Origin of the sequence: Dyella sp. (assembly GCF_036384435.1) — a bacterium.
Lineage (GTDB): Bacteria > Pseudomonadota > Gammaproteobacteria > Xanthomonadales > Rhodanobacteraceae > GSA-30.
In genome coordinates this window covers 42,061-57,531 of sequence record NZ_DASVMI010000141.1, presented here as the reverse complement: position 1 = coordinate 57,531, position 15,471 = coordinate 42,061, and the positions used below count along the sequence as shown (strand labels likewise).

The 15,471-nt window shown below is 58.8% G+C and carries 15 protein-coding genes; 6 read left to right on the top strand and 9 right to left on the bottom strand.

Annotated features, from left to right (window positions below; genetic code table 11):
- Positions 1-600 precede the first annotated feature (600 nt).
- Entirely contained in the window at positions 601-1,815 is a 1,215-nt protein-coding gene (locus tag VF436_RS13885) for a hypothetical protein (RefSeq protein WP_330904621.1), read from the bottom strand.
- A 349-nt stretch (positions 1,816-2,164) separates the two neighbouring features.
- Between VF436_RS13885 and VF436_RS13880 the strand changes: the two genes are divergently transcribed.
- Both VF436_RS13880 and VF436_RS13875 read left to right on the top strand, forming a co-directional pair.
- Entirely contained in the window at positions 2,165-2,539 is a 375-nt protein-coding gene (locus VF436_RS13880; protein WP_330904620.1) for an H-NS histone family protein, read from the top strand.
- A gap of 246 nt (positions 2,540-2,785) precedes the next feature.
- Positions 2,786-3,520, top strand: a complete 735-nt coding sequence (locus VF436_RS13875) for an SDR family oxidoreductase (protein ID WP_330904619.1) — start codon at positions 2,786-2,788, stop codon at positions 3,518-3,520.
- Between the two features lie 160 nt (positions 3,521-3,680).
- Here VF436_RS13875 and VF436_RS13870 read toward each other — a convergent pair whose 3' ends face one another.
- A complete protein-coding gene (locus tag VF436_RS13870; RefSeq protein ID WP_330904618.1) occupies positions 3,681-4,763 on the bottom strand; it encodes a DUF6765 family protein in 1,083 nt (360 codons plus the stop codon).
- 202 nt (positions 4,764-4,965) lie between these two features.
- Positions 4,966-5,214, bottom strand: coding sequence for a flagellar biosynthesis anti-sigma factor FlgM (locus VF436_RS13865; protein WP_330904617.1), 249 nt, complete (start codon positions 5,212-5,214; stop codon positions 4,966-4,968).
- A gap of 1,011 nt (positions 5,215-6,225) precedes the next feature.
- Here VF436_RS13865 and VF436_RS13860 point away from each other — a divergent pair.
- Positions 6,226-6,648 carry a hypothetical protein gene (locus VF436_RS13860; protein ID WP_330904616.1) on the top strand — a complete coding sequence of 141 codons (423 nt, stop codon included), beginning with the start codon at positions 6,226-6,228 and terminating at the stop codon, positions 6,646-6,648.
- Between the two features lie 6 nt (positions 6,649-6,654).
- Here the strand turns inward: VF436_RS13860 and VF436_RS13855 are convergent, their stop codons facing one another.
- Positions 6,655-8,292: an MASE1 domain-containing protein gene (locus VF436_RS13855; protein WP_330904615.1), complete on the bottom strand. Its 1,638-nt coding sequence runs from the start codon at positions 8,290-8,292 to the stop codon at positions 6,655-6,657.
- A 558-nt stretch (positions 8,293-8,850) separates the two neighbouring features.
- On the opposite strand from VF436_RS13855, the gene VF436_RS13850 reads away from it, so the two are divergent.
- The 3 genes from VF436_RS13850 (at position 8,851) to VF436_RS13840 (ending at position 12,216) form a co-directional block, all read left to right on the top strand.
- Complete coding sequence (locus VF436_RS13850) at positions 8,851-9,039, top strand: CsbD family protein (RefSeq protein WP_330904614.1); 189 nt, start codon at positions 8,851-8,853, stop codon at positions 9,037-9,039.
- A gap of 559 nt (positions 9,040-9,598) precedes the next feature.
- Positions 9,599-11,389 (top strand): DUF3300 domain-containing protein, encoded by a 1,791-nt coding sequence (locus tag VF436_RS13845; RefSeq protein ID WP_330904613.1) that lies wholly within the window; start codon positions 9,599-9,601, stop codon positions 11,387-11,389.
- A 452-nt stretch (positions 11,390-11,841) separates the two neighbouring features.
- The gene (locus VF436_RS13840) at positions 11,842-12,216 is read left to right on the top strand and encodes an ankyrin repeat domain-containing protein (RefSeq protein WP_330904612.1); all 375 of its coding nucleotides are present in this window, start codon (positions 11,842-11,844) and stop codon (positions 12,214-12,216) included.
- A gap of 5 nt (positions 12,217-12,221) precedes the next feature.
- Here VF436_RS13840 and VF436_RS13835 read toward each other — a convergent pair whose 3' ends face one another.
- The 5 genes from VF436_RS13835 to VF436_RS13815 all read right to left on the bottom strand — a co-directional run bounded on the left by VF436_RS13835 (position 12,222) and on the right by VF436_RS13815 (position 15,108).
- A complete protein-coding gene (locus VF436_RS13835; RefSeq protein ID WP_330904611.1) occupies positions 12,222-12,572 on the bottom strand; it encodes a VOC family protein in 351 nt (116 codons plus the stop codon).
- 237 nt (positions 12,573-12,809) lie between these two features.
- Positions 12,810-13,169 carry a hypothetical protein gene (locus VF436_RS13830; RefSeq protein WP_330904610.1) on the bottom strand — a complete coding sequence of 120 codons (360 nt, stop codon included), beginning with the start codon at positions 13,167-13,169 and terminating at the stop codon, positions 12,810-12,812.
- Between the two features lie 66 nt (positions 13,170-13,235).
- Positions 13,236-13,631 (bottom strand): roadblock/LC7 domain-containing protein, encoded by a 396-nt coding sequence (locus tag VF436_RS13825; protein WP_330904609.1) that lies wholly within the window; start codon positions 13,629-13,631, stop codon positions 13,236-13,238.
- The gene (locus VF436_RS13820; protein ID WP_330904608.1) at positions 13,628-14,188 is read right to left on the bottom strand and encodes a GTP-binding protein; all 561 of its coding nucleotides are present in this window, start codon (positions 14,186-14,188) and stop codon (positions 13,628-13,630) included. Before VF436_RS13820 ends, VF436_RS13825 begins: the two co-directional genes overlap by 4 nt.
- Positions 14,185-15,108: a hypothetical protein gene (locus VF436_RS13815; protein WP_330904607.1), complete on the bottom strand. Its 924-nt coding sequence runs from the start codon at positions 15,106-15,108 to the stop codon at positions 14,185-14,187. The genes VF436_RS13820 and VF436_RS13815 overlap by 4 nt, the downstream gene beginning before the upstream one ends.
- Between the last annotated feature and the right edge of the window lie 363 nt (positions 15,109-15,471).

Below are 15,471 nucleotides of genomic sequence, written 5' to 3'. Positions count from 1 at the left end.
ACTCCATTTCTTCACCGATGAAGGAGTTTGGATGGTCATCAAACCACCCTTTCCATCGTGGACAACCTGTCGCTCAAAGCTCAAGCTCTCGACCAACTTCCTTGTCAGAAGCGCGACCACAGCCATAGGTGTTCCCCAGTTCCACGGTTTCCTAGCTAAGGATGGTAGCAATTTTTCTGGCCGCGATATGGCCGCAGACAAAAGGGGATCAGGTGTAGTTCAATGTGGCCAAATGAGGCCGCCTCCATGATGAAAAACTTATCTATCAATAAGATATTAGATCCAACAACGCCCCTCATTCGTCCGACCGATTTTTGAAAATCCCCGTGTCGGCGGTTCGATTCCGTCCCCGGCCACCAGATTTTCAATGATTTAGCCTGCCTCCTCGGCGGGCTTTTTCAGTTGTGGGCCCGCAGTGGGCCCCTGCTGTTCTCTTTTTGCGCGACTGCCATTTGCTCGGTGCGGATCACTGATCCTTATCCCCATATTTGTCGCGGCTTAAGGTAGAGCCATCGGCCGTTGGGGAGTCATCCGCATCAAGAGGCGCACATGCCTGGATGACCATGCTGCGCCTGGCGCCCAAGGCCGTACGACCATTCGCTATTGCGCCAACTGGCTCATACGCGTCAATTCATCCGACGGTGCGTTCGTTGCATAAAGCTTGACGATCGTCGCATAGAGGTTTTTCCAGGACGCCTGGTCTTTGGCCTTTAGCTGGGCATAACGACTCTGAACAAGCATCCGTATGCTGGCAATATCGTGATATTGAGGCGACGCCTGGTACACGCTGTTCAACGCTGCCAAGGCGCTATCCACATCCTGGGAAAGCATCGCTTGGAAAGCAGTCTTCTCCTCGGTAGCGAGCGAACTGGTATCGCTCATCTGCGAATAGGATCTGGAGAGGTTCGTAAAGGGCGCCGCCAGGGCTACGGCATTTTGCAAATCGAATCTGCTCGCAGGAGTCGAAGCGGGCGACGCGCCGGCAAGTCCGGAGGTTACCGTATTCTGCGCCGTCAATTGGGCAATCAGCGCCTTCGTACTGTTTCCGGTTTTTGCGAGCACTGCATCATGTGCTGCGGTGCCAGCGCTTGTAGCGAGACTGTTGGCCGTTGGTGTCGCAACACCATCCACCGTGGCTTTGACCGCATCGCTAGCGGCCTTGCCCGCATCCGCCGATGCCTTCGTGCCGGCTTCTTTTGTCGCACTGCTGGCCGCCTGCGCGGCCTTGGCGGCAGCAAAGTCGACACCTCCCTGACTCGCTCCCTGGGCGAGAGTATCACTGGCGGCGCTTCCGTTCCCACCGATCTTCCCTCCGTTGAGGCTGAGCTCAGCGTAACTAAGTGCGACTGCGGCACTTAGCGCAGCGGAGAGAAAAGCGTTGTACTCTTGCTCGTTCATCATGCCGTTTCTGGCCGACGTGCAAGCGAACGCAAAAGCCGCTCGCATGATGATGGAGCCCTGGGATTGCGGCGTGCTATGACTCAATGCCATGGCCATCTGGTCGGCCAGCGTCACCGCGAGCGTGGCATTGGCTGCGTCTTTGGCTGTCGCGGCGGCATTGATGGCAGCCGACACGGAACCGCTTATATTCGATGAAGTATCCGGTGGCGCTTCCGGGCAGGTCTTTCCATCCGGGTAGAAGACCATAAGCCGCCGATCAGAAGTGAGTGCCACGGATACCGGGTCATCTTTCGAACGAATCGGGCTGATGATGGCCGGATCTTTCAGGCGCGCCGTTCCATCCAGCGCACTACAACCCATGAGAGTCAGGAAAGCGGTAACAGCCAGCAGCGCCAGCTGAATAAAGGCACGCATAAATACCCCTCATTGAAATGAGCGAAGCCTTGCTGTTTATCCCACCTGCACTCTGTGCTTATCGCCGGATCTCCGTGCAAAAGGTCAATAACTTGGCGCATCAGCGTCCCGGCCACGTCGCGACGTAGTCATCTTTTTTATCTATTCATGCCTTCTTGACGAGGAAGCTTATACACATCCTCGCGATTAAAAATAGCCAGAACAATCCATTCATAAAAAATCAGGTTTTAGCCTATTCCTTTGAGGAAACACTTTCTGACATATACCAAGGTGGGAACAAGCGCCTCGGTGTATGTCAATCCATGTTTCAACATTCGCCCACGCCCATCGCCACACCAAGGAATCAAGCATGGCTATTGATTTGCACTCACTGTCGTACGATCAGCTACAAGACCTTATCGAGCGCGCGCAAGCTCAGATAAGCTCGACAAAGAAAGATCGCCTGAGTGATGCTCGACGCAAAATTCAGGCCATACTGACGCAATACCACGTGACGCTTGAGGAGCTCTTTTCCAGGCACGACGAACGCGCGCCGACCAGCCGGCCGGCTCTGCCTGCCAAATACCGCAATCCGTCTGATCCCTTGCAAACCTGGTCTGGCGTGGGACGCAAACCGCGTTGGGTTGTCGAGGCGCTCAAGCAACGCGGGGTAAGCCTTGAGCAATTTCTGGTGAAGGCTCCCACCGCCCCGAAGAAGCCAAGGCGGGCAAAACGAGAGAGCTGACTGGGAGTAAGCTGCATGGCATCGAGATTGCCGCCTCTTCTGTTTGAGCGACGTCAGTCGCGATGCAAGACGCGACGAGATTGCAGCTTGGAAGTTTTTAAAGCCCCCATCTGCGACTGGGTCGCAGATGGTTTCGCGAATGAATTCGCTCCCACGAGTGCGGAGGTACGGCTGGGGGGTTGAACTGTGCAATACGACCCCATCTGTTGATGGTTGTGCCCTTCCTTACCCCTCAAAGGACCATCCATGTCTACAGATCAGAAAATCGCCCTCGTCACGGGCGCTACCCGTGGCATTGGCCTAGAAACGGTGCGCCAGCTGGCGCAGGCAAACATAGTGACGCTCCTGGCCGGGCGCGATGCCACACGAACCAAGGCCGCCGCAGATTCGCTCAAAGCTGAGGGCCTGACCGTTGAACCGATCGTCCTGGACGTCACCCGCCCGGACAGCATCGAGCATGCAGTCGCCGAGGTGCAATCACGATTCGGCAAGCTCGATATCCTGGTGAACAACGCCGGCATCATGGTCGAGGACCCGAGTAAGCCCCCCTCTCAGCAAAGCCTCAAAGCTTGGCGCGAGACGTTTGACACCAATCTGTTCGCTGTTGTCGAAGTCACCAACGCTTTCTTGCCGTTGCTGCGAAAAGCACCCGCCGCACGCATCGTGAATGTTTCCAGCCAACTGGGTTCTTTCGGCTTGCATGTCGACCCGGCTTCGGCGATCTACAATTTCAAGATTCCCGCCTACAACGCATCAAAGAGCGCCTTGAATGCATGGACTATTCATCTGGCTTATGAGCTGCGTGATACGCCGATCAAGGTCAATGCCATTCATCCCGGCTATGTGAAGACAGAAATGAACGGTGGTCATGGGGAGATCGACATCCCGACGGGCGCCAAGAGCAGCGTTGGCATGGCGCTGATCGATGCCGACGGCCCCACCGGGAGCTTTACATATCTCGGTAAGACCTTGCCCTGGTAAGTATCGAGCAAAACCCTGCCCAGCACTCATCCGGTAGAGCGGCCCTCCTGAGAGCTGCTCTAACGGACGAAAGGTCCCGCCTGTTCTGGATCCTTGGCGCCTCAAGCTGGCTACAGTGTCGCTGTGTGGATAAGGCCCCATGCACGATCGTCGGGTATCCCTACACAAGGCGAATACCATGCCTTGGCAACAGCGTACCGATGACATAAAAGCGATGCTCTTTGACCGCGTCATGAAACTTGCGGTAATCGGATGCCTCGAACGCTGGTGACCATGACGGCAGCGTGCCACCGTCATCGACCTGATCGATACCGGTAGCGATGTGCTTCCACGAGCCATGCCCTTTGGCGACGTAGCTCGGCATCTGTTCGGCCGGAAGGCCCGGGATGTGCCCGGCAGCAACGGATCGCATGACGACATCCAGGCGCTCGGCTTCGTTTTCGTCGCGATTGGTTTCCATCAACTGGCGCAATACCGCTTTGGCATCTTCGGTCAATCCAGACTGCCCCGAGGGTTGACTGGAACCGTGCACGAACGCCTGCACAACCTTGCACGCCGAGTTCGCAGCCTCAACGAACTCCGGCAGATTATCACGATGGACGGTTTTGCCATTGCCATCGACATAGTGCCAGCGAGCCCAAGGCCAATCAGGAAAATGCAACGCTGCACCGTGTCCGAGCCGGGAAAAGATGCCCACGCCAGATGAGGCCAGCGCATCCTTCAATCGCTGCCACCATGCGTCGTGATCGAAATCGTCACTCTCCAGGTGGCTGACGTCATTTCTCCGACTCGGAAAGCCTGAGAATTCGTGATGTGCCCAGGTATCCACGTACGCATGCAACGCCACGCCGAGGCGATGCAAGGCGTTGTTGATCTCCCCAGGATCATCGGCTTTGTCATGGCATTGCTTAAGTGTGTGTTCGATCATCCGCTGCGCAATCAAGCTGTCCTTTTTGCACACGGCCATATCTTCAATGGTCTGGCCGTGGCCGCCTGGCAGAAAATGAAAGGGCGTCCATACGACCTTGTCCTGGCCCTGATCGGCGTTTGCGCTGTAGTCGAAAATCTCGTGCGCCGCTGCAAATCGTTCGAACGACTGACCTTGACTGAATTTCAGGATACCGTTAGTCGTCGAGTCATCAATGTACTGGCAGGCATGCGACATCGTGGCCGCGTCAGCCTGGCCCAAGCCACCCAGCCGGGCAACGATGTACATGTAACCATAATGAAAATCGATATTCATGCACTCCCCCAGTGCAAGCCGTTGGCCGGCATGTTTTCGATACATCCACCTTGGGGAATATAAAGGAGTTCGGCCGCGTGACGACAGACATGCGACCGAAAGATCATTCGTTCGGCACGGGCAAGGAGAAATAGGTGTTTTCAGTGGCATGCTCACGCATGTCGTAATCGCTTGACGGGCGCTGGACCAATGGCTACCAGCGTTACCACCACCTCAGCTTGAGAAGCAGCACATCGGCCAGTCGGCGGATGTCCAGTTTCCAATGCCCTTGGGCAATCGCCACCTTCAGCGCCTCGACGCGCTCCAGGTTAACATCGGTCGCCGTTTCGGCCGACGCGCCCGCAATCCGCACCCGCTCTACCGGAAAGCGCAGTACGGCGGGCTGATCGGCTTCGTGCAGCTCCCCATCGCTGCCATCAAGTGCGCGGTGATCAGGGGGTTGGGTCGGCATGCGGCATCAGGGATATCGAGGACTGGTCCGTTGGGGAGTTCAACGGCTGGCGCGGCCACTTCTTAAGCGATTACCGTCGACCCAACTCATTACCTGGGCACGGCTCATTTGTAGGGCTCGATGGGATCACCGAGCCATATTGGGCACCCGACGTGATTTCCCGGATGGAGGCCAGGGCCCCGGCAACACATGTGAAGGTCGATACACACCCGATCGCGGCCGCCAGGTTGGCGACATTCGAACTGATGTCCGTCGGACCATACACTCTGCTGGGCTTGCTGCCGCAAGACCAATAGCTCGCACAGGCTATGTGGCCTGGTCACTGACCACAACCGCCAGCGGCCCGCGGCGACGCCTTGATCTACCCCCTTTCTCCGACGTGAGACTTCGCGACAGGCGACCAAGTGTTCAAGACCGGGGCCAGCACAACCCGTTGATGGGCGATGTTCCGGAGTGCCGCCTGTTTGCTTATCAAGCGTGCAACTGGCGTTGTCGTCGTTGATGTCGTCGGGAAATGTAAGCTTGAACGATCATCATGTCCGCTTCGGCGATTACGCCATCCATATCGCCACGACCAAGGTCACGTACTAGGGCGAAGCCATCGCACCGGGGCTAGCGGCCAAGCGCGCCCGATGGAAAGCGCTGCTATGGCTTCCCCACGACGAGGCGCCGCTACGACGCATCGTCGAGGCATGCTATTGAAGAAGATCGAATCGGCCTCTTGATCACCCGCTTCGATCGAGGTGATATATCGCGCCTGGCTTGGTTGGGCGGCCCTATCCACGCGGCCATATCCTTGCCGATAAAAAAAACACCCGATTAAAACATCCAGGGCGCATATCGCATCGATTTAAACGAAGACGATCGGCGATGGAGGCATTAAAAAAATCCTGAATCCGGCGACCAGCCTGTGAAAATGCGTAATCTTCCCCGTTTTTGTACCGTCTCTGGCTTTAGATTGGATGCTAGATTAGGGCCCGTTCCATGCCAGCGCCGACCACGAGGGATCATATGAGCAAGCTGTTGCGTTATATCGCAGTATTGGGAGTTTTGGTGTCCGGGGCAGCCCTGGCGCAATCGCCGTCCTCCGGCCTTGGGCAATCATGGCCCAATGCGCCGGATCAGAGCTCCAGCGCCCGTTATCACGTCTATGTGTTTGTGAAAGACGGCGTGCGCTTCATCCAGGTCAATGACGCCGCCGGCAATGTCCGAGGCGCCGTGGCCGCCGCTGGAGGCCAGTTCCTCACCCTGCCGGTAGGCTCGGCTACCCAGGTCGTCACGCAAGACCCGACCACGGTGCGCCCCACCTCAGGGGAGCGCATTTACCAGGACGATCAGGTGCGTATCACCGCCCAGCCGCAAAAAAACGGTACCTTGCTGCTCCAGGCTGCCAGCGCGTGTGATCCGGTCGATTGCACCACGCACGCCCAGTAACTTTGCCTAATAGCCAAAGCCGGTGACCGCGCCTACCTGGCGCTCACCGGACGGCTCCTGTCGAAGCGCCGGGTCCCTGAGAACGGCGCTGATGACATGATGGCCACGGGAGCCATGCGAGCACCGCAGGCGCCCTTGATAGGTCTTTACGCGATCTGTCGCCGCCTCCCAATCGAGCCCCATGCCAGCCAGACGAAGCCGCACGTCGCTGAGCTGTACCGCAAATACGCGATCCAGCTCCGTCCAAGCGTGCACCCGCACACCGACCATGGGGCGATTGCAGAAATAGCTCACTCGCAAACGAACCCGTACATGGGTGGGCGGCACTTGCGCACAGACCTGGGCCACGCACTCTCCCACCAGTCGATAGATTGCCAGATGCAGGCCCTTGGAAAGGCGCGAGAAGTCGCCATGGGCATCGCACCAATAACTGACGCCGCCCTCTGAAAGCGCGCGAGCGAAGGGTCCTTGACGCAGGGTTGGCAGCAACTGCATGTCACGCCAACCACTGGGATACAAGCCATCGGACAAACGGAACAATTGATCCTGGGCCAAGGCCGCCTGGCGCGCATAACCTCGACCGTCGACGCTGGGTACGTGGCGCAACTGCGTGAGCAGGTTGTCGTATCCCACACGAATCGATTCGCGGATCTGCTCGAGGAATTCCGAGGCCACACGCAGGCGCGTTTCACCGATGGCGATGTTCTTGCGCGCCAGGGCCAAGGCATCCTGGATGTTGGCTTTTTCCTGATCGTCTCGATGGTTGAGCACCGAAATGCGCGAGCCCAGCATCAGCATGGTGGTGATGGCAAAAGCCATGAAGACCTCGGCCTGCACGGCAGCCGGGTCGTTGTGGGCGGGCATGGTCATGACTTCGGCCACACTGGCCAGCGCGCCACCCAGGGCCGCGCCTTGCCATCCGTAACGAAGCGCCAGGAAAACCACTGGCAGGAACATCGCCATCCTGGCCGCCTGGCGGGCACTTTCCGAATCGGCGTGCGAGGACACCCAAAGCAGGAAGCACAATGTCGGCACCAGCAGGAAGGTCGTCTCCAGGAACAGGCGACTGTCCCATACGCGCCGCCAACGCTCGCCCGCCACCGAAGAGCGCCAGGCCTGACGAAGCAACACGGCCAGAGGCACGACGGTCAGCGCGCCGAGGAAATAGCCAACGAACCAGCGCGCAGTCACGGTGAGGTAGTCGAGGTTATAACCCGGTTGTACTCGCATCACGAGTAAGCAGAGTAGATTGATACCCGTCCATGCGATGGCCGCCAGCAACATGTTCAGCAACAGCACCCCGATGCGCACATCGCCGCGTGGCGGGAACATGCGCAAGGTTCCCTGACACCAATGGGTGATGGGCATGGCCAGCACGATCGGGGAGGGAACCATCATGAGCACAGCCCAGGCCCAGCCAAACTGGTCCAGGCATTTGATTACGACATAACCTACCGGGCCCAATTCACCGATAGCCATGGCCGCCCAATAACGGCGTGGAACAAATATCAATGCCATCAGCCTGAATCCCGCGAAGAGGACCCAATGGGCAAACGACACTTTCTGCAATAACCCGTACGCGGCTGCATATCCCAAGGCCACCAGGCCCTGCTGCAACCATGCTCCCCGAATTGCTCCTTGCATCCCCCACCTCTGCGCTCAAAAAGCCTGACGCGAGACACCTGCCGACTGCTTGTAGTCGCAGGCGTGGAAATCGATACGCCCCAAGGCGACGCGAGCAGCATACCTTATTCCAGCAGCGGGCCCGCGAGGGTTATGTGTTATGGATCACGCCATAGAGAATCGGCATCCCACGGACATCCGGCGCCAATTGTGCACATTTCCATCACATCCGGCCGAATGGATTATCTCGGTGGCTCAAGAAATCCACGACCGGCTAAATAAAAAGGATTGCTTCATAAAATATCAGGCGACCGCATAGCGATCCCGATCGTGTCTGAGCGCGTGCAAAGTCATGGCATGAGATATCACTGGTCGGAAGCCTCTTGAGCGCAATGCTTTGACCTGCCTGAATAGGCACGCTGCACTGACGGCTCCAAGACGCCTGGATCTCGTTACGCACACATTGCTGACCAGGGTCAAAACACCCACGGGGTTATTTCACGAAGAAGATGCGAAGCGCGCCCTAAAACGGTTGTGCCGCAGCAGCGGCCGATTCCCCACACGATACGAGGCATCATCATGGACAAGAACCGCACCGAGGGCGCCAAGCATCAAGCCAAGGGCGCCGTCAAAGAAGCCATTGGCAAAGTCACTGGCAACCACTCCAAGGAAGTGGCCGGCAACCTGGAAAAGAACGCTGGCAAGGTCCAGAAGGAAGTGGGCAAGACTGCCGACGAAATCCGCAAGGAAGATCGCAAGCAGCCCTGATACTGCCCGTCGATATCTCCCCAACAGCCAGGCTCAATGCCTGGCTGTTCCTTTTTGGTCGCCGCTCAGCCCATATCTGGACGATGAGTCATGGGGATGAGCATGGAGGTACAGGCGACGGCACTTCAGACCATTACTATCTACAAATCCCTCGCATCACTTCAAGGCCTGCCTCTTCGCAAGAACGTGCGCATTTTTTTGCGTCGCATTCCATGGCAGTTCGTGCGCAACGCCGAAGCTCGCCTCTCTACCACGACGAACGAGCGCGCAAACAGAAAATCGCGCTAACCAGGCGTTGTCGTACGAAGACACATGGCCGGCCTACGATGCGTGCCGGCAGCTCAGCCTGACTGCCAGCCATGTGAGTCTTGCCATACCAGGGTTTTGTTTAGCCACGATTATACGACTGCCAGCTATCACTTAAGGCGCACTACCGAGCGACACGCAGGGGACAGGATGATCTCTCAGTCTCGTCAGCCTAACGTAAGCTCTCATAGCTCACGCATAACGATCGTGGCCGGCGCGACGCCGTCCCGGGGTTTCTTCCAGGAGAAATGTCTTGAACAGGCAACGTTTACTCAGTGCGGTTATTGGAGCGAGCTTCTGTGCCTGCACGCTCGTGCTTGCCGGCTGCAATCAGCAACAACCGGATGCGTCATCCCCTCCCGCAGCGGCATCCAGCGGCGCGCCAGCTCCTGCTAATGCAGCATCGAACGCGGTCTCGCAGGCCACTGCTGCCTATACGCCACCAAGCGCGGATGAGCTGTATCAACTGGTTGCCCCCATTGCTTTATTCCCGGACAAGCTGGTGGCTCAAGTACTCGCCGGCTCGACCTATCCGGATCAAATCACCGCGGCGGACCAGTTGATGGCGCAGAATCCCAAGTTGCAAGGCACCTTGCTACAGGCTGCGGTGGATCCGCAACCGTGGGATGCCAGCGTCAAAGGGCTGACCCAGTTTCCATCGACGCTGGATCAGATGGCGCAGAATATCCAGTGGACCACGGCATTGGGCCAAGCCTACGCGAACGATCCGACCGATGTACTCAATGCCATCCAGGTAATGCGCCAGCGCGCATCCGCCCATGGCAATCTGCGCAGCTCCCAGCGCCAGCAGGTGACCACGCGCGCCGCGACACCTCCACCGCCACAAGACACGGCGGTCTATGCCGATGACGGTGGCGAACCGGTATACAACGGCCCTGCCGTAGTACCGGCACCGGCTCAGGTCATCGAAATCGAACCAGCACAAGAAGATACGGTTTACGTCCCCACCTATGACCCGCAAACCGTATACGGCGGCGATGTGGCCTACTACCCCGGCTACACCTACGCGCGCCCCGCATACAGCGGCACCGATCTCCTTGCGGTGGGTGCGGTGACGTTCGGCGTCGGCGTCCTCATTGGCAGCATGCATGATCACTATCACCGCGACGATGGTGGCTGGCACTCCTGGGGCATGCACTGGGGCGGCGGTCGACCCGACAACGGCGGCGGCTGGCATCGTCCGGCGGTGGTCTACAACAACCACAACTACGTATCGCGCTCGACGACCGTGATCAACCATTACACGACCAACAACATCACCAACGTCAATAGCAATAACCGCACGGTCAACAACAACGTGCGCGTGGATGAACATCGTCCTGGCGGCCCAGGTGTGCCTGGTTTCGCTCCCCCCGGGGCACCCAATCCCGCGATGGCGAACGCACAGGGGCATCATGCGTTCGACGGCCACAACATGGCGCAGCCACCGGGAGCACAGCACCCTCAAGCTCAGGGCCAACCACAGCATATGACGATACCGAACTTCGCCCAAGGCCATCGCCCCGGTGAAACAACGCAACCGCATGGACCGCAAGCGCATGGCATGTCCGCAGCGGCCGACGCGCATCGGATGCCCGGCGCTGCGTTACACCCGACACACGAAGCACCCCTGCCGCAACAGGCCACTGCGCACGTTGGGGGCAACCCCATGCAGCCGTTACACCCGCAGCCCATGCAGCCACACCAGCCACCGCAAGCGGCGGCGCATATGCAACCGCACCTCCAGCCCGTGCATGCACCATCGGCGCAGCCAGGCCACGCGATGCCTGTCTCACACGAAGGCATGCCGCCGCACATGCAACACCAGGAAGCCGCAACGCGCCCACAACAAGCTCCGCGTCCCGAGCCCATGCAACCGCACCAGCAGCCGATGCAACATATGGAACAGCATGCGTCGCCGGCATTTCATCCGCAGGCTGCGCCGCGCCCTGCTCCTGAGCAGCATCAGGCGCCACCGCCTCAGCAACACCACGAGGAACATCCGTCTCCGCGTCAAGAACACAAGGACGATAAGAAGCATTGATGCATGGCGGCATGTCGCCGCCGACCTTCAAGCTTCGCTTTCAGCCAGCACCTTCTCTCCAGGCAACACGAGGGGATAAGGTGGCCCGGTAAAGTCGTGTTCGACGGAAATTGGGCCAACACAAACTGCTACTGTTTTCCGGTCTTTCAGCAAAATAAGTGAAGATCTTCTTCTCCAGGGCTACACACATCGACGCCAGCTCGGCACCATGGGTTCCCGGCGATAGGCTCGCAAGGAAGAGGATATAGAGTGGAAAGCGCCACGCGCGCTGCGGCGTGACGATCCCGCATTGTGCCTGCCTCATTCCGTGACGCGGACCGCGCAGACCGCCGCCATAAAGGCGCACGGCGATCTTGCGCCGGGCCTTCGAACGCAACCATGCGGCGGGCATACAATGCCCTATTGGCTGGGCCATCTCGGCCACCCTGTCCACCCTTTGTGGAACCGATCCAATGACCTTGTTCGAGATTCTGGCGGACTACCAGACACTACCCGAGTACAGCGGGATACGGCTGGTCGATGTGCATCAAAAAAGCCTGTTCAATGATTGCCCTTTCAACATCGCGGCCACGCGTGGAGCGATCAAGGAAATGGAGGTGTTGCTATCGAACGATGCCGATATCAACTGCAAGGGCGAACACAATTACACCCCCTTGCATAATGCCGTTGAACAGGGACATGCCCCGGCAGTGCGTTGGCTGCTGGAGCGCGGCGCCGATATAAACGCCAAGACGGATGACGGCCTGACGCCGCAGGACCTGGCCCGCTATCTGGGCCAGCCCAGCATGGAACAACTGCTCGGCGAGCACGACGCTACCAACCGCTGACAGCTTCAGGCTTCAGTCCAGACAGCCCATGCGTAACCGTCCGGATCGACAAAATGAAAACGCCGACCACCGGGGAAAACAAAGATTGACCGGGTCATTCGCCCGCCCGATGCCTCGATGGCCGCCTGGGTCTGCTCCAGCGAACGCGAATAGATTACGACCAGAGCACCGCCAGGGCTCGGCTCGCCGTGGAAAAAACCACCTGTCAGGCGTCCATCGCGGAACTCACAGTAATCGGGACCGTAATCGTTGAATGTCCAGCCAAACGCATCGCCAAAGAATTGCCTGGATGCGGGAATGGAGCGAACAGCGAACTCCAGATAATCAATACGGTGATGCTGTTCGGCTCGTGACATGGTGTGCCTGTCCTGGAAATTGAAATCAGCATAATCCAGATCCTTGCCTCCATGCATATCGTACGCGAGCACGCCCCATGCGCGATGGCGCCAAGCCATTCCAGGCCCGCTTAAGACACATGATCCGTTCCGGCGGCACGAAACGAATCGCGAGGCGAAACGACGTCACTTCGAACCGCCTCGCCTTCGTGCCGGGCAATCGTTGCTCTGGCCTTCCCTGACCGGCTGCGACCCGGATTAAAGCTGGATGCCCTTTTCCACATCCTGCGCAGCACGACGGGCCAAGGCAAGATTGCTGCGCGCGCGGTCAAGCACCAAATACAGGAACAGGCCTTCCTTGTTCGCGACTGGACGGATGATGTGGTACTGCTTGCCCAGCGTGATCAGGATATCCTCAATGCTGTCGTTCAAACCGAGCGACTTCATGGTCTTCATCTTGGCTCGCATCACCTCGGTATTACCTGCCGCCGCCAGATCCAGATCCAGCCCGCTGCCAACCTTGGCTAGCAGCATGCCACTGCCGGAATCGACGAGCGCCGCGCACATCGCGCCATCCGGTTCGAGCAGTTTATTCAGCGTATCGGTCAGGTTCGGCATGATTCTGTTCCTCGAGGCGATGGGACAAAAAAGATCGCCGGCGTTGTCCCGGACGCACGGCGTGCATCAGGTGCCCATGGCATCGGCCAGCACCTGGCAACAGTGTTTCGAAGCCCATAGCAGGCGACCCAGCAAGGCGCTGCGATCTGCCACCACGGCCAACGACATGGCTGGCGTGGCGGGCACCTGCATGATCATTACCGTACCGTTGGCGCTTTCAACAATGGTGCGCTCGGCGACGCGAAGGCCAGCTTCGGCCGAAATGGCCGAACCCAGCGATGACAAGGAGCTACCGATCGCGGCCAGGCGACCGGCTGCCTCGGCGGAGACGGCGTGCGAGGCAACTTCGAATCCATCGGCGGAAAATAGCACCGCCGATTGCACACCAGTCATGCCGCCCAGTATGGCGAGCTGTTTTCTTGCCAGTTCCTGTAGCACCCTGCTTCCCCAACGCTCACTCATGCCGACTCGCTTTCCGACTGGAATTGAAGGATGCAGGCCAACGCGCGCACCAGCAGCAAGACGTCGCCGGACCTGCGCACGTCGACGGAAAAAACCGGCGGTCGCCAACCTTCGTAGTCCAGCCGCGCGATCAGGTCATCGCTATCGATCGCCCCTGGCAGATCGGTACGCCCCAGCCCAACCACGATGGCGCCGGCTGGCACCCATGCGCGAAACGCGTCGATGTATTGGCGGGCCTGAGCAACTACTTCAGGATGGCTGGCGTCGAGCAGCACGATTACTCCGGCAGCTCCTCGACTGATGATCTGCCACATGAGACGAAAGCGGCTTTGTCCGGGCGTGCCGTAGAGATGCACGACGTGCCCATCGGGCAGCGTGATCCGACCAAGGTCGAGCCCCACGGTGGTGGTCTCTTTGGCGTGGGCTTGCCGATCGGTATTTTCAACTTCGGTCCTGACCGGAGGCACTTCACTGATGGCCGCGATCGCCGTGGTCTTGCCAGCGCCCATCGGTCCAGTGAATACCAGTTTGAACTCTCCAAAAGCGAAATCGTTCATGCCAGACGCTTACGCAATTGGCTCACCAACCGCATCCAACCACCGTGCCTGGGCGCATCCGTCATACGCACGGCGCGTCGTGGAGGGGCCGATTGCAGCCAGCCTGCCAATGAAGCCGCTGTCAAAAATCGCGATGCCTGGACCGCATCGCAGTCGGTGCGTTGTATTAGTTCGGCATGAGCAGATGGGCGCGCGGATGCTTCGGCACACAGTTCCAGGATCATCGCCGTCGCGCCCACTCGGCCCAGGTCGGGCCAGCGTTGCAGGCTGTAGCGCTGGCGCTCGTCTAGCCACGGCGCCAGTTGCCCGCTGGTGTGCATGCCGATGTACCAGCCCAGGTCAGGCAAGCTGATGCTGCAAGCGGTCTCGGGAGGTGGCCGCTCGGACGGCATGAACCGCCCCAATTCGATCGGGGCTTGACGCAGGCGCTGCATGACCTGCGCTTCGGCCATGGCCCTGCCCTCGCCCAGCCACAACGAGCCCCCATCGTCGGTCGAGGCAACCCGCCATCCATTCCAGGGCTGTGTCAATGCCTCGCGCAAGGAAAGCGACGAAACCCATGGTTGCCCAACCAAGGTCCTGGTCAACGGATGCTTGCGCAGGTGCTCGGCGATGCTATCTAACAGATCCAGCAGTTGGATCACCCGGAAAGGACGTTGCAGCACAAAGCTGCAACCATCCGTGGTGGGCCGACCTTCAGTGACCGCGACTGTGATCTTGCCGGCGCTGCGCGCGACATCCAGCGCGCGCGCACCGGCGTCGACGCCGACGAATAATACGTCGGCATCAGCCGACCGACTCAGTTGCCATAACGCCGCAGATTTCCCATGCAGTATTTTCAGCATGGAATGCAGCGCATGGGAGGCGTCTTCGGGTAAACCGACGTCACTGATCTTCCATACCCTCGTGTCGGCCCACATAACCCCTTGCCTCTTCAAGAATGCGTTAAAGACGGGAGCCCTCATGACATTCGAACGATTCGTTCTTCACGTACCGGCGATAGATTCCGGGGCTTTGTTTCCGGCCTGATGCACCTTCCGATTGCGAATGCATCGGTTGAGCCACGACGCGGTTGTTCGCATGCCATCGGCGGGATTTTGTGAGGGCCGGCACAGGCGCTATTCCAGGTGCCAATGGATATGCGATTCAAATCACACTCGATATGCTCATGTGCTACCGCTTTGAAGATCATGAGTGCGGGCACCCGACTGCCCTCCCAGGTCACTTTTGCGCGCAACGTGACCATGAGCGGCGCCGTCATGCCGCCCTCACAACTCCTCGAC

Excerpts from the sequence above, each read along its gene's own strand:
- VF436_RS13830 (WP_330904610.1), bottom strand. The coding sequence starts at position 13,169 with ATGCCGAACCTGACCGATACGCTGAATAAACTGCTCGAACCGGATGGC.
- VF436_RS13875 (WP_330904619.1), top strand. The coding sequence starts at position 2,786 with ATGTCTACAGATCAGAAAATCGCCCTCGTCACGGGCGCTACCCGTGGC.
- VF436_RS13855 (WP_330904615.1), bottom strand. The coding sequence starts at position 8,292 with ATGCAAGGAGCAATTCGGGGAGCATGGTTGCAGCAGGGCCTGGTGGCC.
- VF436_RS13835 (WP_330904611.1), bottom strand. The coding sequence starts at position 12,572 with ATGTCACGAGCCGAACAGCATCACCGTATTGATTATCTGGAGTTCGCT.
- VF436_RS13885 (WP_330904621.1), bottom strand. The coding sequence starts at position 1,815 with ATGCGTGCCTTTATTCAGCTGGCGCTGCTGGCTGTTACCGCTTTCCTG.
- VF436_RS13860 (WP_330904616.1), top strand. The coding sequence starts at position 6,226 with ATGAGCAAGCTGTTGCGTTATATCGCAGTATTGGGAGTTTTGGTGTCC.
- VF436_RS13815 (WP_330904607.1), bottom strand. The coding sequence starts at position 15,108 with ATGTGGGCCGACACGAGGGTATGGAAGATCAGTGACGTCGGTTTACCC.
- VF436_RS13840 (WP_330904612.1), top strand. The coding sequence starts at position 11,842 with ATGACCTTGTTCGAGATTCTGGCGGACTACCAGACACTACCCGAGTAC.
- VF436_RS13865 (WP_330904617.1), bottom strand. The coding sequence starts at position 5,214 with ATGCCGACCCAACCCCCTGATCACCGCGCACTTGATGGCAGCGATGGG.
- VF436_RS13820 (WP_330904608.1), bottom strand. The coding sequence starts at position 14,188 with ATGAACGATTTCGCTTTTGGAGAGTTCAAACTGGTATTCACTGGACCG.
- VF436_RS13880 (WP_330904620.1), top strand. The coding sequence starts at position 2,165 with ATGGCTATTGATTTGCACTCACTGTCGTACGATCAGCTACAAGACCTT.
- VF436_RS13870 (WP_330904618.1), bottom strand. The coding sequence starts at position 4,763 with ATGAATATCGATTTTCATTATGGTTACATGTACATCGTTGCCCGGCTG.
- VF436_RS13825 (WP_330904609.1), bottom strand. The coding sequence starts at position 13,631 with ATGAGTGAGCGTTGGGGAAGCAGGGTGCTACAGGAACTGGCAAGAAAA.
- VF436_RS13850 (WP_330904614.1), top strand. The coding sequence starts at position 8,851 with ATGGACAAGAACCGCACCGAGGGCGCCAAGCATCAAGCCAAGGGCGCC.